Source organism: Dyadobacter sp. CY356, from assembly GCF_021440195.1.
Lineage (GTDB): Bacteria > Bacteroidota > Bacteroidia > Cytophagales > Spirosomataceae > Dyadobacter.
In genome coordinates, this window is record NZ_JAJTSZ010000001.1 from 202264 (window position 1) to 222892 (window position 20629).

14 protein-coding genes are annotated in these 20629 nt (G+C 40.9%); 4 read left to right on the plus strand and 10 right to left on the minus strand.

Annotated elements, in window-relative coordinates:
- Positions 1-2: 2 nt before the first annotated feature.
- Genes LXL81_RS00865 through LXL81_RS00880 form a run of 4 tightly spaced genes read right to left on the minus strand, consistent with a single transcriptional unit; the run spans position 3 to position 4248 of the window.
- A complete protein-coding gene (locus LXL81_RS00865) occupies positions 3-1199 on the minus strand; it encodes a site-2 protease family protein (RefSeq protein ID WP_234644815.1) in 1197 nt (398 codons plus the stop codon).
- Complete coding sequence (locus LXL81_RS00870; RefSeq protein WP_234644816.1) at positions 1189-1824, minus strand: HAD family phosphatase; 636 nt, start codon at positions 1822-1824, stop codon at positions 1189-1191. Before LXL81_RS00870 ends, LXL81_RS00865 begins: the two co-directional genes overlap by 11 nt.
- 18 nt (positions 1825-1842) lie before the next feature.
- The gene (locus LXL81_RS00875; protein ID WP_234644817.1) at positions 1843-2796 is read right to left on the minus strand and encodes an acetyl-CoA carboxylase carboxyltransferase subunit alpha; all 954 of its coding nucleotides are present in this window, start codon (positions 2794-2796) and stop codon (positions 1843-1845) included.
- Positions 2797-2823: 27 nt separating this feature from the next.
- The gene (locus tag LXL81_RS00880) at positions 2824-4248 is read right to left on the minus strand and encodes an MBL fold metallo-hydrolase RNA specificity domain-containing protein (RefSeq protein ID WP_234644818.1); all 1425 of its coding nucleotides are present in this window, start codon (positions 4246-4248) and stop codon (positions 2824-2826) included.
- A gap of 285 nt (positions 4249-4533) precedes the next feature.
- On the opposite strand from LXL81_RS00880, the gene dacB reads away from it, so the two are divergent.
- Positions 4534-6006: a D-alanyl-D-alanine carboxypeptidase/D-alanyl-D-alanine-endopeptidase gene (dacB, locus tag LXL81_RS00885; RefSeq protein WP_234644819.1), complete on the plus strand. Its 1473-nt coding sequence runs from the start codon at positions 4534-4536 to the stop codon at positions 6004-6006.
- Positions 6007-6014: 8 nt separating this feature from the next.
- Positions 6015-6425 carry a GNAT family N-acetyltransferase gene (locus LXL81_RS00890; RefSeq protein WP_234644820.1) on the plus strand — a complete coding sequence of 137 codons (411 nt, stop codon included), beginning with the start codon at positions 6015-6017 and terminating at the stop codon, positions 6423-6425.
- Between the two features lie 43 nt (positions 6426-6468).
- Here LXL81_RS00890 and hslV read toward each other — a convergent pair whose 3' ends face one another.
- From hslV to LXL81_RS00915, 5 genes are all read right to left on the minus strand, one after another.
- A complete protein-coding gene (gene hslV, locus LXL81_RS00895) occupies positions 6469-7008 on the minus strand; it encodes an ATP-dependent protease subunit HslV (RefSeq protein WP_149239675.1) in 540 nt (179 codons plus the stop codon).
- 136 nt (positions 7009-7144) lie between these two features.
- Positions 7145-7420 (minus strand): hypothetical protein, encoded by a 276-nt coding sequence (locus tag LXL81_RS00900; RefSeq protein WP_234644821.1) that lies wholly within the window; start codon positions 7418-7420, stop codon positions 7145-7147.
- Positions 7421-7449: 29 nt separating this feature from the next.
- The gene (locus tag LXL81_RS00905; protein ID WP_234644822.1) at positions 7450-9123 is read right to left on the minus strand and encodes a pyruvate dehydrogenase complex dihydrolipoamide acetyltransferase; all 1674 of its coding nucleotides are present in this window, start codon (positions 9121-9123) and stop codon (positions 7450-7452) included.
- Positions 9124-9240: 117 nt separating this feature from the next.
- Positions 9241-11028 carry a translation elongation factor 4 gene (lepA, locus tag LXL81_RS00910; protein WP_234644823.1) on the minus strand — a complete coding sequence of 596 codons (1788 nt, stop codon included), beginning with the start codon at positions 11026-11028 and terminating at the stop codon, positions 9241-9243.
- Between the two features lie 49 nt (positions 11029-11077).
- Positions 11078-12313, minus strand: a complete 1236-nt coding sequence (locus LXL81_RS00915; RefSeq protein ID WP_234644824.1) for a DUF819 domain-containing protein — start codon at positions 12311-12313, stop codon at positions 11078-11080.
- A gap of 290 nt (positions 12314-12603) precedes the next feature.
- Here LXL81_RS00915 and LXL81_RS00920 point away from each other — a divergent pair, with 290 nt between their 5' ends.
- Positions 12604-15015 (plus strand): TonB-dependent receptor domain-containing protein, encoded by a 2412-nt coding sequence (locus LXL81_RS00920; RefSeq protein WP_234645836.1) that lies wholly within the window; start codon positions 12604-12606, stop codon positions 15013-15015.
- Positions 15016-15284: 269 nt separating this feature from the next.
- Complete coding sequence (locus LXL81_RS00925) at positions 15285-18491, plus strand: PAS domain S-box protein (RefSeq protein WP_234644825.1); 3207 nt, start codon at positions 15285-15287, stop codon at positions 18489-18491.
- A gap of 1 nt (position 18492) precedes the next feature.
- Here LXL81_RS00925 and LXL81_RS00930 read toward each other — a convergent pair whose 3' ends face one another.
- A complete protein-coding gene (locus LXL81_RS00930; RefSeq protein WP_234644826.1) occupies positions 18493-20607 on the minus strand; it encodes a family 10 glycosylhydrolase in 2115 nt (704 codons plus the stop codon).
- Positions 20608-20629: the final 22 nt, after the last annotated feature.

A 20629-nucleotide genomic window follows, 5' to 3' on the forward strand; every position in this document is an offset into this window, starting at 1 on the left:
AATCAAAGAACAATAAACGGTTTTGGACTAAAAGATATGATGAAGATAATCAATGCTATTATGCCCAATATCATACGTGCTGTACCGATGGGCTGATTTTCTTCTGTATCAGGATGGCGAATTCCCAAAAATCTTCCCAATATAAAAATAAACGGAAGGAATCCGGAATAACCTTCCCATTCCGGACGAAGGAATGACAAGCCAAATTGTCCAACGACAATCATTAAGCTGACCATCAGTGCATTGGAAGCATTTTCACTGATACGTCTCAGGCAGATATAGAGGAAATATATGTAAATGAACAACGAAAGTAAATGTTCATAAAAGACAGAATCATTGTTGATGGCAAAATCTTCTGCTCTGAACATGCCCAGTCCTGCATAAAATACAAAAACGATGTAAAGGGCCGGAGCTACGACATCAAACTTCTTTTTCCCAATCATCCCATACAAAATATGCCCTCCGTCCAGCTGACCGATTGGTATAAGATTCAGTGACGTAAAAAATAAAGCAAGGTATCCAGCAAACAGAAATGGATAATGAATAATCTCATAAGCATGAGGCATACGTGCCGGATCTGCTACGAAATTTTTGAAAAACCAGAAAAGTATGTTATCGCCCAGTACAATATTTCCGGCTGAGTTTTCATAAACAAATTGCGGATAACTTAGTCCGTAACGTGCGTATTCCGGATGGACCGAAAAAATATATTCAGCAGGCGGCAGATGCGTAAATCCATACCACAATACAACTATTGCAGCTACGAAACCAGCTAACGGACCGGCAATTCCAATATCAAAAAACTTTAAGCGTGATTTTACAACCGAAGTAATTCTGATAAAAGCACCCATGGTACCGATACTCTGTGAAATTCCGAACCACAAAGGAATGTAGTAGGGAAGCGTCACTTTTACCTGATGTTTTTTTGCCGTAAAATAATGGCCAAACTCATGAACGGTAAGAATGGTCAGGAAGGGGATAGAAAATTGAAATCCCATGAAAAACTCTGACCAACCCATGTATTTCCCTGTGTCGGCCACTTCATTTCCTGACGTTTTCTCTGCCAGAAAATGAATAAAAGTGCTGACAAAAGAAAAAACATTACCAAAAATCCACTCGGCACCGGCCATGGTGGTGGTGATAACCGTTGCAATAAAAAGTAAAGCCTGAATCAGGTGTGTGCGGGTATTAGGCGACATAATCTTTAAGATAGTCCAGTATGGTAACAGGCTTTTGTACGAGAATTGTGTCGATGCCTAATTTTGAAGCTGCTGTAATATTATCTGCGTTATCGTCCAGGAAAAGTGTTTCCTCCGCTACAAGGCCGGATTCTTCCAGAACCTGCAAATAAATTGCCGGATCAGGTTTCATCTTACCCATTTCATACGATAGATATACTTTTTCAAAGAGATCATCCAGTTTTTCAACCCCCGACGCGGCTTGCAGAATTTTATTGACTTCTTTGATATGAATCGAACTGGTATTACTCAAAAGAAATAAACGATACTTTTTCCCAAGTTCTTTAATCAGTTCAATTCTGGCAGGAGGAATATCAAGCAGTAAACTGTTCCAGGCCGTATCAATAATTTCTTCTGACCAATCAGGAAATTCGAGTACTTCCCTGACCATATTTCTGAAAGCAATTTCGTCCACCAGTCCGGTTTCAAACATACGGAAAAGCTCTTTTTCTTTGAAAAGAGTCAAAACTTCATGCTGTTCTTTACCACTTAATTTCGCAAAATTACTCGAAGCAAGAGGGACGTCAATGTTAAGAATGACATCACCCAGGTCAAAAATGATATTTTTTATACGGCTGTTTTTCATGAAATCCTAAAAGCTTGATTATTCAACAACAACACCCATTGCACAGAATTTATCGATACGCTGATCAATTCTTTTCTGAGGATTCATGGAAGAAAGTTCTTTGATATTGCTCAGAATTACTTTTTTCACTTCTGCGGCCATCCAGGCATGATCCAAATGAGCTCCTCCAAGTGGTTCGGCAATAATTCCGTCAATCAGCTTGTTGTTTTTCATGTCTTTCGCAGTGATTTTCATTGCTTCGGCTGCCTGCTCCTTGAAATCCCAGCTGCGCCACAGAATGGTCGAGCAGTTTTCAGGAGAGATTACAGAATACCATGTATTTTCCAACATCAAAACACGGTCACCCACTGCAATGCCAATCGCGCCACCAGAAGCACCTTCACCAATTATAATACAAATGACAGGCACTTTCAAAAGGAACATTTCCTTGATATTACGTGCGATCGCTTCACCCTGTCCGCGCTCTTCTGCTTCCATGCCAGGAAATGCGCCGGGCGTATCAACCAAAGTCACAATAGGGACATTGAATTTCTCCGCCAGTTTCATCAAACGTAAAGCTTTGCGGTAACCTTCCGGATTTGGCATCCCAAAATTGCGGTGCTGCCGCTGCTTGGTATTTCTTCCTTTTTGCTGACCAATGATCATGCAGGTTTGTCCGCCAACATTTGCCAGTCCTCCTATCATCGCAGGATCATCTCTAACCTGGCGGTCTCCGTGAAGTTCTATGAATTCATCGCAAATGAGCTGGATATAATCAAGCGTATAAGGACGATCCGGATGACGCGACAACTGGACGCGCTGCCAGCTAGTGAGCTTACCGAAAATATCCTTGCGAAGTTCAGTAATATTATTTTCCAGAAGGGTGATAGCGGAAGAAACATCTACGTTATTCTGCTGCGCTAATGTCTTCATCTCTTCGAGCTTACGTTCTAGCTCGGCCATTGGTTTTTCAAAATCAAGGTATGTTCTCATGTTATATTTCTTCTTTTTGGCTGAGGCTTAAAGTTCATAGGAGTGACCTCTTAACGGTATTTCCACCGTTTTGTAGCCTAGTTCATTAATTTTACCCTGGAAATCAGACATGCTTTGATGTTCGCCATGCACCAGAAAAACAGTTTTTAATTTCTCGGGATCCTGCATTTTTACAAACCGGATCAAGTCATTCTGGTCTCCGTGGCCGCTAAATACGTCAATTTTTTCAATATTAGCCAAGACTGGCAGCTTGTTTCCGCGAATAGATATGCTGTCCTGACCATTTAAAAGCCTCCATCCCAGCGTGCCTTCGCTCGCATAACCAATCATGAGTATAGTCGCATAAGGATTACCGATGTTTGCTTCAACGTGTTGTTCTACCCGCCCGCCCTGCACCATTCCGGATGACGAAATGATAATACAAGGTTCGTTATAGTTTGAAACGGCGCGACTGGCGTCAGAACTTTCCAGATAGATAAGATTGTCAAAGTCGAACAAAATATCATTATCGGCATGAAATGTTCTGGCTTCTTTATTCAACAATTTTACATAACGCTGATAAACTTTGGTACTGCTATGCGCCAGGGGACTATCAGAAAAGACTTTCAGATTCGGGAAAGCATGATCCGCATATATTTTGTTCAATGTAAAAAGCAAAGCCTGTGTACGGCCAACGCTGAAAGAGGGAATGATCAATCTTCCCGGAATATCGATACAAGTACGTTTTATCACATCAGCCAATGCCTCAGCCGGAGAAGTGGTATCTTCATGAAGACGGTTCCCATAGGTAGACTCACAAACCAGATAATCAACCTGCGGTATTTCTTGTGGATCAATTAGTAAGGGATAGTTACTTCTGCCGATATCACCCGAAAAACAGATCTTTTTCTTTTCTCCGTTTTCTGTAACTTCTACCACAATATGCGCTGCCCCAAGTAAATGGCCGGCCGCGTAAAATGTGATGGCTACGTTATCTGAAATGCGGTAACGCTGTCCAAAAGATACCGGGACAAAGTTATCAAGTGCCTCATTTACATTTTTTTCTACAAAATAATCGCGGGGAACGTCCTTCCGTTTTCTACCTCTTTTTTTGTTTGACGAGCTGTTTTGTGAATTCAGTCTTTTTTGGTGTAAATGAGCAGCATCTTTTAAAAGCAAAGCAGTCAGTGCCAAAGTTGGCTCTGTACAAACTACCCGACCTTCAAAACCTTCTTTGAATAAATTAGGGATATTTCCGGAATGATCAATGTGTGCATGCGTTAACAGCACCGTATTGATCATGCTTGCATCAAATGGGAAAACACTTTTTTGTTCATCATAGCGCGTTCTTCTGTCTTTCTCATCTAAATCAAAATCTGAGCCACAGTCAATCAAAATCCGGTAATCGTCTGTTTCAAGCAGAAACATACTGCCGGTAACTTGTTGGGCGGCTCCCCAAAATGTCAATTTCATGTTTTATGTAATACCGTGAATATCTATATTGCGATTTTTCTCTATGTGGGAAAAATCAATATTATTTCGAATCGTAAGGTCTAATCAAAGGATTAAATTAATGTAAATAAACCTGCTGTAAGATAATGCAAGTATAATAACGGCAATTGTTGCGGAATATCATGAACATAACTTAATCATTTAATTACAAAAGTATCAAAAAAGAGGCTTAGAATTGGTGAAGTCTGCATAGTTTAGCATAAGAATGTTAATTTTTTGAAGCAGACCCAGACCGAGTAAACAGTTATGAAACTTATATATACCTTATTCTGCATGCTTGTTTTCTTTGCAGGAAAGGCGCAACCGATTGATAGTTTGGCATTAATCGGTTTTAGTGATGCCGTACTTGAACTGCAAAACAGTGAGCTTATCCGTAACGGAACCTTATCTGTCAGCGTAAAATCAGTCGCAGATAAAAAAACGATTTTTGGAATAAATTCTGAAAAATCACTCCCTTCTGCTTCAATCCTGAAACTGGTTAGTACGGCATCAATCTTGTCTGTATTAGGGGGTGATTTTCGATACCAGACGTTTCTGGAATATGATGGATTTGTTAACAAAGATACCTTGGTTGGAAATATCTACATCCGTGGAACGGGAGATCCATCATTGGGAAGTGAACGGTTTAAAGATTACCCTTCGAGTGCTGCACTGATAGCGCGCTGGACTGCCGCTATTCAAAAATTTGGAATAAAATTTATTAAAGGCGATGTATTTGCAGATGCTTCCTATTTTGATTCAAATACGATAGCAGATAGCTGGATTTGGGGCGATCTTGGAAATTATTATGGTGCCGGTGTGTCAGGATTAAATTTTAATGACAATCAATACAGGATCAAATTCGAGCCCGGCATTCAGGAAGACGACCCGGCAGTATTTCAGGGAATTGAGCCTTCTATTCCTTATCTTATTTTTTCAAATAAAGTAACTACCGGCGAGAGAGGTTCGGGTGATAAGACCGTCGTGTATGGCAATCCGCTAAGCAATCAGGTTATTCTTACAGGAACAGTACCGAGAGGTGTGTCATCATTTTCTGTAAAGGGGTCTATTCCGGATCCTGCTTATTATGCCGCTTATGCGCTAAAACAAAGTCTTTCCGGCACTATCAAAATTATTCCGGAGTCATTAACATTTAAACTTACCAAGGCCGCCTCGACATTTGGACCAAAAAAAATACTGGACGAGTATAAATCTCCGCCTTTGCGAGAGATCTGTCAGCAGGCTAATTTCTGGAGTATTAATTTATATGCCGACTCATTTTTGAAAAAAGCCGGGAAAGTTTTAGAGGGCAAGTCGGATTACGATGATGCGGCAAAAGCGATAACTAACTTCTGGTGGAACAAAAAAGCAGATATGCGTGGTTTTTTTATCAAAGATGGAAGCGGTCTATCTCCGTCAGGTTCAATCACGACCAACAATCTTACTGACATTCTAAGCCTGGCGACCAAAGAAGCATCCTATCCAGATTTCTATAAAAGTATCGCAGTGCTGGGAGTAAATGGAACAGTCAGAAATCTTGGTAAAGGGACAAAAGCTTCCGGAAACATCCGCGCTAAGAGCGGTTCAATTGAAGGCACCAGAGCCTATGCAGGTTATGTCACGACAAAGTCCGGAGCTGTATTAAGTTTTGCCATAATTGCCAATAAATACCAGCAGGAAAGCAGTCGTATTGTTTCAGAGGAATTAGTAAGACTAATGACGCTTTTGGCAGGATTATGAATATTACAATGAGTATAGAAATTAAAAAAGTGCCGGTAAAAGATATTCTGCCAATCCGGCATAAAGTACTTTGGCCTGACAAACCGTTCGAATTCGTTAAAGTAGATGGGGATGAAGAAGGGATTCACTTCGGACTTTATGAAGATAATATTCTGGTAGCGGTTATCTCCTTATTTGCAGAAGGGCAAAGTATGCGGTTCCGCAAATTTGCTACGCTGCAAGAATATCAAAATCGCGGACTGGGCAAAATGATGATTTTGAAAGTAATTGAATATGCCAAAGAAAGTGGCTTCGAAAGATTGTGGTGCGACGCAAGAACGGACGCGTTGAATTTTTACGAAAGGGTAGGATTTAAAAAGATCTCTGAGCCTTTCTACAAAGAAGAAATTGAATATTATAAAATTGAAAAAATACTGTAAATGAGAAAGCGGCTGAAAGCCAACCGCCTTCTCATTGATATTATTAAACAACTTTTTCTATGACAAGATTATGGTTTGTATAAATACAGAGATCAGCTGCAACAGTTAGTCCTTCGCGAACCATCTCTTCGGCTGTCAGATGCGTTGCATGTTTTTTCAGAGCCTGAGCTGCTGACAAAGCAAAGTTTCCGCCAGAGCCAATGGCTGCAATTCCATTTTCAGGTTCCAAAACATCACCAGTACCGGAAATTACAAGAATCTCATCTTTATTGGCTGTGATCATCATAGCTTCCAACTTACGTAAATAACGATCCGTACGCCAATCCTTTGCAAGCTCGATAGCCGCACGTTTCATATTGCCTCCGTAAGCATTAAGTTTTTCTTCAAAGCGTTCCAAAAGCGTAAAAGCATCCGCTGTTGATCCCGCAAAACCAACAAGGATCTTGCCACCCATCAGTGTACGTATCTTTTTTACATTGCTTTTTGCGACTGTATTACCCATCGTCGCCTGTCCGTCAGCACCCAGTGAAACGGTGCCATTGTGAAGTACGCCAAGGACGGTGGTTGCATGTATTTTTTCCATAGTGTAATTGTGGATTCTAAATGATATCTGCCAAAAGCGCAGAAATTTAATCTGTCATTAAAACAAAAGTGCCAGGCTATAAAACCTGACACTTTTGACATTATTGTATTTTATGAACTGAAATCATTTCGAAAAACTAGTTTTTGTTTTTCAGAAAGTTTGAGATGGATTTAAGCTCCTGCCTGGATTTCTCATTTTCAATGAGTCTTCTCTTTATTTCAGAATTAGTATCCATTTTTACAACCGTTCGATCCGTTCTTTGATCTAATTTTTCAGCGGCTTCCTCTAATTTTTCAACAATTCCGCCTAGCAATCCAGTTATCTTATCTAACCTTTCATCCATTTCATCTAACCTCTTACCCATTTGAGCAATAAGCGTCTCGATCTGATTTAAACGGTCTCCTGATTTCATATTTAGTGTGTGTGTTTGTAATTACAACATTATACCAACATGCTCATAGGCTCTTCCAACAGCTTTTTCACAGTGTTCAGGAACTGCGCAGCAAGTGCTCCGTCAACAACACGGTGATCAGCAGAAAGTGTAACCTTCATAATGTTGGTTGGGTATACCGTTCCATCTTCTTTGAAAGCCGCAACTTTTTTGATACCGCCAATAGCCAAAATGCAAGAATCCGGTGGGTTGATGATCGCTGTAAATTCATCTACACCAAACATACCCAGGTTAGAAATCGAGAATGTATTACCTTCCCAATCCTTTGGCTGCAATTTTTTATCTTTTGCTTTACCGGCAAAATCTTTTACTTCCGCCGAAATAGTAGAAAGATTTTTCTTGTCAGCATCACGGATTACAGGAACCAAAAGTCCTTCGTCAACCGCAACTGCAACACCGATATTTACATAATTGTATTTTCTGATTTTATCTCCCAACCATGCAGAGTTAACCGCAGGATGTTGTTTCAATGCAATCGCACAAGCTTTGATCACGAAGTCATTGAACGAGATTTTGGCAGGGCTAACTTCATTCAATTGCGGACGTAGAGCCATCGCTTTGTCCATCACGATTTCCATGGTTACATAAAAATGCGGTGCAGTGAACAAACTGTCGCTCAAACGACGTGCAATCGTTTTACGCATTTGAGAAATCGGCGAATCAACGAAATCTCCGTTTGCAGGTGCAGCAACTGGTTGTGCTTCTGGTTTCGCAGCAGGTGCTGGTTCAGCAGCTTTTGCAGGCGCAGCTTCTGTTTTAGCAGCCGGTTTAAACTCATCAACATCACGCTTCACGATACGGCCATTATCCCCGCTTCCTGAAACCTGATCAATGTTGATTCCCTTTTCTTCTGCCAAACGACGTGCCAGAGGAGAGGCCTTAATCCGTTCTCCCGAATCTGCAACTGATGTCGTTTTGTCGGCTTCCGCGGGTGCACCAGCTTCTTCGGTTTTGGCAGCAGGAGCCGCTTCCTGTTCTGCTTCTCCGTTTTCACGGACAAGCAAAGCTTCAACGTTAGATCCTTCTTCACCAATTACAGCAATAATTCCGTCAACCGGAACCGCTTCGCCTTCTTTGATACCTACATAAAGCAAAGTACCGTCTTCATATGCTTCAAGTTCCATGGTGGCTTTGTCGGTTTCGACTTCCGCCAGAATGTCTCCTGATTTTACTTTATCTCCAACTTTTTTCTGCCATGAAACCAAAGTTCCTTCTTCCATCGTATCGCTCATTTTAGGCATACGAACCACGGCAGCATTAATTTTTTCAGTAGATTTTGCGGCAGGTGCAGCCGGCGCTTTTTCAGTAGTCGGTGTTGCAGTTTCTACCGCTGCTTCTGGTTTAGCTTCTTCTTTCGGAGCTTCAGCTTTTCCGTTTGACGCTCCATTTCCACCACCTTCTTCCAGTAAGGATTTATAATCTTCACCTTTTTCACCCACAACAGCCATTACGCCGTCAATAGGAACAGCATCGCCTTTTTTAACGCCTATATAAAGAAGAGTACCATCATAATACGATTCAAGATCCATAGTAGCTTTGTCGGTCTCGACTTCCGCTATAATTTCACCGGATTTGATTACATCACCAACTTGTTTGTGCCATTCTGCAATAACACCTTCTTCCATGGTGTCGCTCATCTTGGGCATACGGATTACTTCTGCCATATCGGTATTTGTCGTATTTTAGTTTCTTGGGTATTACAAATAGATTTGAGTCAAATTTACAACAAAAGGCTTACGAAGCACTTTCTTTTGTTATTAAATTATAACGCTGCTTTCGATTTAATTAATCTTCAATACAGCCATAAATGCTTCCTGTGGAATTTCTACATTACCAACCTGACGCATACGTTTTTTCCCTTTTTTCTGTTTTTCAAGCAGTTTACGCTTACGGGAAATATCACCACCATAACATTTTGCCAATACGTCTTTACGCATCGCCTTCACTGTTTCACGGGCGATAATCTTCTGACCAATAGCGGCCTGGATCGCGATCTCAAACATTTGACGGGGAATCAGTTCACGCAATTTCTCACACAGTTTTTTACCCCATTCATATGCTTTTGTTCTGTGAACAATGGCCGACAAAGCATCAACAGGTTCACCGTTAAGCATTACGTCCAGTTTCACCATGTCAGACTCTTCGTATCCGGCAAGGTCATAATCCAGCGACGCATAACCTTTTGAAATCGTTTTCAGTTTGTCAAAAAAGTCAAACACAACTTCGGCAAGCGGCAACCTGAATTGTAATTCAACGCGTTCGGCAGTCAGATAAACCTGATTTTTCAACATGCCTCGTTTGTCCATACAAAGCGTAAGGATCGGGCCGATATAATCAGATTTTGTGATAATCTGTGCGTTGATATAAGGTTCTTCAATCCAGTTGATAAGGTTCGGTTCAGGCATTTCTGACGGAGCGCTAATATTGATCAACTGGTCTTTTGTATTGGTTATCCTAAACTGAACCGAAGGAACCGTTGTAATAACCGTCATATCAAATTCGCGTTCCAGACGTTCCTGAACGATTTCCATGTGCAGCATACCGAGGAATCCGCAACGGAAACCAAAACCAAGTGCCGCAGATGTTTCAGGTTCCCAAACCAAAGCAGCATCGTTTAGCTGAAGTTTTTCCATCGCATCACGAAGTTCTTCAAATTCGGTGGTATCAACCGGATAAATACCAGCAAAAACCATCGGTTTTACTTCCGAGAAACCAACGATGGATTCAGATGCCTGGCGGTGCAAATGCGTGATCGTATCACCAACTTTTACTTCTTTGGCTACTTTGATACCCGAAATCAGATAACCTACGTCACCGCATTCAACAACTTGTTTTGGTATTTGAACAAGACCAAGCGTACCAATTTCATCGGCAAAATATTCTTTGCCGGTGTTCATGAATTTTACCTTATCGCCTTTTTTGATACTTCCGTTTTTGATACGGAAAATAACTTCAATACCGCGGTAGGAATTGAAAACTGAATCAAAGATCAGTGCCTGCAAAGGAGCTTCCGGATCACCTACCGGCGCAGGAACTCTTTCAATAATAGCATCGAGAATTTCTTTGATACCAATTCCTTCTTTTCCGCTGGCAGGGATAATATCATCACGTTCGCAACCCAGAAGGTCAACCATTTCATCCTTGATTTCCTCAGGTCTTGCGCCTGGTAAATCTACTTTGTTAAGTACCGGGATGATGGTCAGATTATGATTTATAGCAAGATATAAGTTCGAGATTGTCTGCGCTTCTGTTCCCTGGGAGGCATCTACAAGTAATAATGCACCTTCACAGGCAGCAATCGAGCGGGAAACTTCATATGAAAAATCGACGTGTCCCGGCGTATCAATCAGGTTCAGTGTGAATTCTTCCCCTTTGTAAAGATAAGTCATCTGGATCGCGTGGCTCTTGATCGTGATGCCGCGTTCGCGTTCCAGATCCATATTGTCAAGGAGCTGCGCCTGCATGTCGCGGTTGGATACCGTTTTGGTGAATTCCAACAGACGATCTGCCAGCGTACTTTTTCCGTGGTCAATATGGGCAATAATGCAAAAATTACGAATGTTCTTCATGAAAATAATTATATAGGCCGACAAAATTACATGCCTAAACTTTCAAATCCTACATTTCACTTATCCACTGCATCATAAGTGCCGAAAGATAGCCTCCGTAGGTGCCTATCGCATAACCAAGAATAGCCAATAAAATCCCGACAGATGCCAGCGAAGGATGAAATGCCGCAGCGACCACAGAAGCTGACGCGGAACCGCCCACATTTGCCTGACTGGAAACGGCCAGAAAGAAGTATGGAATTTTCAATAACCGGGCTACGATAATAATTAAACCTGCATGAACCATCATCCAGATTAAACCAATGGCAAAAAGTCCGGGATTGTCTGCAATCGATCCCAAATCCATTTGCATACCGATTGTTGCAACCAAAATGTAAAGAAATACACTTCCCAATTTTGATGCACCAACATTTTCCAGTTTTCGTAAAGGTGTAAAAGACAGAATAATTCCGATTAGTGTGACCAATCCGGTGATCCAGAAAAAGCTGGAAGTGAGACTGTATTTTTCCAAAGACGGATAATTCGTGCTTAAATAAGGTGTAATTATTTCTGCCAGAAAATGAGCAATTCCGGTAGCACCCAAACCGACAGCAGCCAGATATATAAAATCTTTTGTAGCCGGAATTTTCTGGTTATTCTGTTGATAAGCTTCGAGATGATTTTTAATTTCATCAATTCCACTGCTATCAGCTTTCAGAAATCGATCTATTTTTGTCGCAAAACCTGCACCATATATCAAAACGGCCATCCACAATTCGGCTGTGATAACATCAACGGCAACAATTTGAGAGAATAATCTGTCACTTGGTTTAAACACTTCCCGCAAGGCTGTCTGATTGGCACCGCCGCCGATCCAGCTTCCGGCAATGGTTGCTAATCCGCGCCAAATGGCATCCGGACCTTCTCCGGCAACGGTTTCAGGACTTATTTTTTCAACAATAAAAAGGGCGATAGGACCTCCAATGATTATTCCAAAAGATCCTACAAGCATCATAATAATGGCTGGCGGACCAAGTTTCGCCAACGCTTTCCAGTCCATGCCCAGCGTGAAAAGTACAAGACACGCGGGGAGCAGATATCTTGAAACAACCGGATATAGCTGAGATTCTGCTCCATTGATTATTCCGAACGAATTCAATAAACCCGGAATGAAATAGCAAAGAAGCAATGGCGGGAAAATGTTATAAAATCGTTGCCATCCTTTTTGTGGAAGTGACGCGGTATAGAAAACCATGGCAAGAATTACCATCAGCAGGCCAAGAACCGTTGCGTCGTTTTTTAGCATAAAAAATTAATTTTTATTAGGGCATAGGAGAATAATGTCCAAATATATACAATTCATAAAGCCGGCCTACCTACTTTATGACTTACCTGGATTTATATCATGTATTAGAAAAAGAATCCGTCAATTATCCAAAATTATTCAGAGTAAATCCAGTGACTTTATGGGTTTTACTGAAATGAGTAGTTTCCTAAACCTATAAATATTCAATGAGTAAAACATTACAAATAAGATCAGAATCAGAAAAGGAAAGACCCGTTATGGTGAGGGAAGGCCGTGCGCTTTGGATAAGCATGTCACTTTTTGTTTCTGTATTTTTCTTTTTTTTATCAATAAAACCTGCTCTTGCACAATCGGGAGGCAAGTTGTCTGTAACCGGGAAAGTTGCCGACACCCAGAATAACGGTGCTTTAAGTTATGCAAGTGTTCGTTTATTCAAAACATCCGACAGCACTTTTGTCACTGGTTCAATTACGAATGAGGCAGGTGAGTTTGTTATTGAAGTCGGCTCGGGGTCATATTATGCTTTGACAGAATTTATTGGATACAATGCAAAGAAGTCGTCTGGAGTGAATGTTACATCTCAGAATTCTCCTTTCAATATTGGCACAATCAAATTAAATCCTTCTGCAAAAACACTGGATGAGGTTGTGGTTCAGGGAGAGAAAAGTACGATGGAGCTGACTTTGGACAAAAAGATTTTTAATGTTGGAAAAGATCTCGCGAACGCAGGAGGAACCGGCGTTGATATTCTGACCAATATACCTTCCGTTGCTGTGGATGTGGATGGAAATGTTAGTCTGCGGGGAAGCAATAATGTACGTATACTAATTGACGGTAAACCTTCCGGACTGGTAAGTTTGAAAGGTGGGAGTGGTCTGCAATCATTACAGGGAAGTATGATCGAACGTGTTGAAATCATCACAAATCCGTCTGCCAGGTATGAAGCCGAAGGAATGGGCGGGATTATTAACATTGTTTTGAAAAAAGAAAGAAAAGAAGGATTTAACGGTTCGTTTGATATTATTACCGGCCATCCAACAAATTTTGGTGCTGCTGCAAATGTGAATTACCGCAGGAAAAACCTTAATTTTTTCGTCAATTATACATTTTCTTACCGAAATACGCCGGGTAAAAATTCACTGTATCAGGAATTGTACAGAAATGATTCGACTTTTATTACTGAAAAATACATGACGAGTCGTTTGAAAGGGCAGAACAACAGCGCACGTGCAGGGATTGACTATTATTTAAATGATAAAAATGTTCTGACGGGATCTTACACCTACCGGCTGAGTAAAGGGAAGCGTTTTTCAAATATTGATTATCGTGACTATCTGTCGAACCTGAATAATTTGTTGAGCACCACAAACCGCACGCAGGATGAAACTGAAACTGAGCCAAATTCTGAATATGCATTAACTTACAAAAAGACATTTAAAAGAAAAGGACAGGAGCTGACTGCTGATTTCAGGTATCTGGATAACTGGGAAGATTCGGATCAATATTACAGACAGAAAACGTTGCGACCTGACGGAAGTCCATCCGATATTCCATCCACTTTACAACGCGCTGTCAATTACGAAACGGAGAAGCAATTTCTGGCTCAGGTAGATTATGTGCATCCGTTTGCTAAGGAAGGAAAATTTGAAGCCGGCGGAAGAAGCAGCACAAGAAATATGACCAATGATTATACCGTTACGCAGCAAAATGATGATGGTAGTTTCAGCCCGATTCCAGGCCTGACCAACGACTTTTTGTATGAGGAAAGAATTAATGCGGCCTATGGGATTGTAGGAAACAAAACGAAAAAGCTTTCTTATCAGGTGGGTTTAAGAGCGGAGTGGACAGGGGTGACCACTACATTAAAACAGACCAATGAAGTCAACAAAAGAACTTACGCCAATTTATTCCCGAGTGTGCATGTGAGTTATGTTCTGCCGCGTCAAAACGCGCTTCAGCTAAGTTTCAGCCGGCGTGTGCGCAGGCCGCAGTATAATGATTTAAGTCCGTTCATGACATATAGTGATAACCGGAATTATTTCAGTGGAAACCCGGATCTGAACCCGGAATTTACGAATGCTTTTGAAATCGGTCATATAAAATATGTAGAAAAAGGGTCGCTCAGTACCTCTTTATATTACCGCCACACCAACGGAAAAATCATCAGTATCCGGCGTGTGGAAGACAACGGAGACTCTTATACAAAACCTGAAAATCTGGGAACAGAGAATTCTTATGGAGCAGAATTTACCGGATCTTATACTTTGTACCAATGGTGGAAAATGGATGGAAGTTTAAATTTTTTCCGTGCGGTAACAAATGGCCAGGGCGTTGATTCTGAGTTTCAAAGTGATACATACAGCTGGTTTGCGCGCACGACCTCACGTTTTACACTATGGAAAAATACCGATCTGCAACTTCGTGCCAATTACGAAGCTCCGCAGCAAACGCCGCAGGGAAAAAGAAAAGCTTTGGCGACCCTGGATCTGGCTGCAAGCCGTGATGTTTTTAAAAATAACGGAACCCTTGTTTTGAGCGTTACAGATGTTTTTAATTCCCGCAAATACAGATCAATTCTGGAAGGATCCAACTATTATGCTACTACCAGCTCCCAAGGCAGATTGAGACAAATTAACCTGACACTGAATTACCGTTTACATCAGGCTAAAAAGAAAAAAGAACTTAACGCGGGGGAATACTGATTTTTCCTGCCAACCGCGATCGTTAGTGTTGCTGAAATAATATTCCATCAATAAATTTGTATGATTTATTGATGGAATATTTTCTTTAAATATGAATCGAATCAAACTATAAGAGATTTGCCGGGATATGGCTAACCCGCGCAGTTCTTCTTTAAGGCATTCCGGGTAAGATTTTATTTTCAGTATTAATATTACCATTGGCACGATGTTAACAGCAGGTACACTGGAAATAGTACCCTTTACAATAAGTGAGAAAATAAGATATAAGTATGAATTTAATTGAACTTGATTTCGAAAGAGCCAAGGCAAAACACATCTTATTTAAAACACAACTCAGATCAATGCTTTATGGTGTTGAGGCAGACGAATTTTCTGTTACAAGTCATGAGGAATGCGAAGTAGGCAAATGGATTTACAATCATGCACTTGAAAGGTATGGGTACATTCCTGAGATGCACGACCTTGAAAAAGTGCACCATAAAATTCATGACTGTGCTAATGAACTGCTCGGTCTTTATAGAAATGGAGAGGTTGAAAAGGCCCGGGAAGGGTTATCCTCGATGGAATTGATTGCAGGTAATCTTACAACTTTATTATCTGTAATTAAGGTCAAGGTCAGTTCGGATAATAACCTTCTGCCCGAAAATGAAGATTCAGATCAACTGAGTATAAATTATAAAGAACTTCTCCAATTGCATGAAAAACTTGTTGCGCTAGACGAACGTGTAAAAAAGGAAATTGAAAACACCGCGAAAGCTAAACGACAGGAAAATAGCAGCGAAAGCCGTTTCAGAAATACTATGATGCAGGCGCCTGTCGGGATGGTGATTTTGAGAGGTCCGGAGTTCATCGTGGATATGGCCAATGCGGCATATTTAGAAATAGTTGACAGAAAAGAAGAAGAATTTACAGGCAGGCCTTTATTTGAATCTCTCCCCGAAGTAAAAGACCGCGTTGAACCGATTTTGCGGGGTGTATTAACAAACGGAATTCCATTCTACGGAAATGATTTTGAGATCACTTTAACGCGTGCCGGAATCCCGGAAATCTGTTGTTTTAACTTTGTTTATCAGCCTCTGCTGGATACAGATGGTACTATAAGCGGAATTATAGTCGTTGTCACAGAAGTGACAGGGCAGAGAAGGGCAAAAAAAGCCTTGCAACAAAGTGAGACCCGGTTTCGTAATCTAGTAACACAGTCACAATTTGCCAAAGCTATTTTGGAAGGTGAAGATATGGTGATAAGCCTGGCCAACGAGGCTATGTTAAATGATATCTGGAAACGTGAACTGAAAGATGTTCAGGGCAAAAAACTTCTGGAAGTTTTCCCTGAGCTGGCCGATCAAAAATTTCCACAAATCCTGAATGAAGTATATTTTAAAGGAATAACGCATAGAGAAAATGAAGCCGTGGCATATGTGGAAACGTCTGAGGGGCTTCAAAGATATTATCTTGATTTCCAGTACGCACCCATTCTGGAAGTTGACGGATCTGTTTCCGGCGTGATGATTTCGGTGAACAATGTAACAGAAAAAGTTGAAGCCAGACAGCAGGTGAATGACGCTGTGGAAAGACTGCGACTTGCCACCGAAGGAACACAACTGGGAACCTGGGATCTGAATTTGAAAACGCGTGAAATTGTTTATTCTTCGAGGTTAAGTCAATTGTTTGGTCAGCCGGAAACCAGACATTTAACGCATAAGGAAATGCGTGACCAGGTTTTCCCTGAGGACATCCGTATGATTGAACAAGCTTTTGAGAATGCTTTAATAACCGGAATTTATAATTATGAAGCAAGAATTGTTCATCCGGACGGTTCATTGCACTGGGTGAGGACACAAGGGAAAGTCATTTTTGACGAGGACGGCAGTCCACTCCGGATGCTAGGGACTATGATGGATATTTCGCAGCAAAAACAGGCAGAGAAAATTATTGAGGAAAGTGAGAAACGGTATAAGGACCTGATTGAAACTTTACCCGTTGCTGTGTATACCGTCGATGCTGAGGGTCTGGTTAATTTGTATAACAAAGCTGCTGTGAAATTGTGGGAACGGGAACCCGAATTAGGCAAGGATCTATGGTGCGGCTCTTACGAAATGTACACGTTAGAGGGAGATTTCCTCCCACATGCAGAATGTCCTATGGTACCTGCTCTGAGAGAAAAACGTGCACTGACAGCAGAAGCTTACGTGAAACGGCCGGATGGAACACTCCGGCATGTGATTGCAAATCCTCAGCCTATTTTTGACAGCGCAGGAAACGTAACCGGCGCGTTAAACGTCGTAATCGATATTACGGATCGGAAAGAAGCAGAATTTGCCTTAAAAACAAGTGAGGGGAAATTCAGAACTCTGGCAGATTCAATGCCGCAGTTTATCTGGACTGCTGATATTGATGGAAATCTTTCCTACTTCAACCGATCAGTCTTCGATTATTCCGGTTTAAATTTTGAGCAAATTGAAAAAAGCGGATGGCTGCAAATGGTTCATCCGGATGACAGGAAAATGAATGTTCAATTGTGGTCTGAGGCGATCCGTTCGGGTAAAGATTTTATTTATGAACATCGTTTCCGCAAGTTTGATGGCGAATATCGCTGGCAGCTAAGTCGTGCAATACCCCAAAAAGATGCGGATGGTGTAATCCAGATGTGGGTTGGAACAAGTACTGATATTCATGACAGCAAATTATTTATTGACGAACTGGAATTGAAAGTTCAGCAGCGAACCAGGGAACTTACTGTTATTAATGACGAATTGATCCGTACCAATATTGAATTGGGGCAGTTTGCCTATGTGGCCAGTCACGATTTGCAGGAGCCGCTTCGTAAAATCCAGACTTTTGCGTCAAGAATAATGGAAACTGAAAAGGATAATCTTTCTGATCGTGGTAAGGATTATTTCAATCGGATGCAGGCCTCATCAACCCGGATGCAGCGTTTAATTGTTGATTTGCTTGCTTTTTCGCGCGCGACTTCCGTAGAAAAGAATTTTGAACCTACTGATCTGAATATTCTATTGCAGAATGTGAAAGAGCAGTTGAGTGAAAGTATACAGCAAAAAGGGGCTATCGTTAATATTTCAGCATTACCTACGCTGAATGTAATCGTATTTCAATTTGAACAATTATTTACCAATCTGCTTGCTAATTCTTTAAAATTCGTAACGGACGGTATTCGTCCGGAAATTCAAATAACCGCCGGAATCATTGCCGGGAAGGATTTAGGATATCCGGAAGCTAATCCTGAAAATGACTATCATTATCTTTCCTTTGCAGATAATGGAATTGGTTTTGATCCGCAGTTCAAGGAGAGGATTTTTCAGGTTTTTCAGCGTCTGCATAATAAAAATGCTTATGAAGGCACTGGAATCGGACTGGCGATATGTAAAAAAATCGTTGATAATCACTCAGGTATCATTATGGCGAACAGTAATCCTGGCGAAGGAGCAACTTTTACTATTTATCTTCCAATTGTTTGATTTATTTATCAATCACAATACCATCAAAAGCTTCCAGTTTATCAATGCTGAATTCAAGGAATCCATCCTTCCAGGTGTAGACAAGAGGTTTTCCATTCGACATTGAAAATACCTTAGCGGGTTTGAAATCGGATTTCAGTTTAAATTTCATTAGATAAACAGGTAACGGAGGAAAATAGGTATTACCGCTAAATCCGGTCAAATTAATCAGGTGCAGGATCATGCCATTGTCTTTTCCTGTTGTATCAATGCCGTTAATATTCTTGCTGTATTTTTGGAGAATGGTTTCAACACGGGCAGGTGCGTTGGTCTGGATCGTTTGAAGTGCTTCCGGATAAATATAGTTTATTACATCAAGCAGAATATTCTTATGTTCCTCATATCCATGCATATAATACAACCTGCCAATATTTACAGGCATCAAAACAGCTTTACCTTTCGAATGATTTTTTATACCCAAGGCGAAATAACCAATCGGATCGTGGCCGCCGATAATTTCGGGAGGACCTGGTCTTCCTTTGTCCAGAACCGGCAGCAAAGTTTCATCCGCAGATTTAAAATCATATAATCCAAGATTGAATTTCCAGAAAAGCATTTTCTGTTTTGTGAAATGTTTAAAGATGTTCTTGTTTTCGGGATTCAGATAATTTCCGGCGCCGTCATTATCCATTGTCACAATTTTAGCACCAAACAAATCCATCAGAGTTTCGGGTGTGTCAAAAAAAGCTTTGTTGGTTGCTATTATATTTGTTCCGTTATCAGACGCTTGTTTAAGTATATGTAACGAATTTTTGCTCAGATAAGTAATCTCTGGTAAAATAATCAGTTTGTACTTTTTTACTTTTGTTTCCAGATTTTCAATTTGCGCATCTTCAATAATATCAAAAGGAATATGTGCTTCTTTTAACATCAAAACAATCCCGCGATATTCCTGCATGGTAGGTCCGCTGGGCCAGGAACCAGGAGCGATCACAGCAACTTTTGCAACTGATTTATATCTGCCAAAATATGGTTCATGTTTTTTGTGATATGCGTAAACTGACTTGATCACGTCATAATTTCGCTCGTCTTCATAACCGCGCATATCACCCATCATACTGATATCCAGTCCTGAGCCGTTTGCAATATTTTCGTATAACCGAATTCTTACCTCCTCGGGCTCAACAGCATTATAGCGAGACTGGAAGGAGATCTGCTGGATACTGGCGTTGCTGATAATATGATTGGGATAGGAATTAACAGCATTGCCAACATTATCAGACGCCGTATAGGGCCAGTAGGGCAAAACGGTACTGCTCTGGGATTCATGCCTGATGATATCAACATATTTGTCAAAATAAGTACAGACTGCAATGTTACTGTTTTTGGATTTTACTAAGGTATTGAGTCTGTGTGACCAGTCTTCAACGGTAAATTTTTTGAATTCCAGATACTTTTGAAATAGCGGATCGGCTTTATTTTCTTCCAATGGCAGAGTCTTTCCATTTGTATATTCGGCAAAGCGTTTTTTGTCATATTCGTTCTGATCAATGCCATGATATTTTTCCTCATAAGGATTATTGACCTGATAACCCGGCATATTCAGGAAAATGCCGTCAACGGGGAACTTATCAATGACTTCTTCTATAATTTTGAATGCTTTTTCCTGCACGTAGGGTGCATTAATGGAAACGACATACATATCGGTATTAATAATTCTTTCACCTTTTGGAGAGATGTAACACCAGTCGGGATGGGCTTTGAAAATACTTTCCTGGACACGGCTGAAATCGAAGCGAACAATAACCCGGATGCCTTTTTCGTGACATTTCCTGACTACATCGGCCAGCATGTTATTGTTTTTAAGGAACGGATTCCGGTAATGAAAGTCAAGTTCGGTAGGATAAAAGGCCATTATTCCGCCTGCATTGATCAGTAGTGTATTGGCTGAAAAATTTTCAAGATCTTTTAACAAAGAATCAGGATTCAGTGTGGCAGCTTCATATGCCGGTAAGTTGGTCTGGATAACACGCAGATTATTTTTCTTCCACCAGGCTGTTGTGTCAGGTTTTTGTGCAAATACGATGGTATTTAACAGGAGGAAATAAATAAGAAAATAGAATGATCTGCCGTTCATTTGCGCTTTATTATTTCTGTGG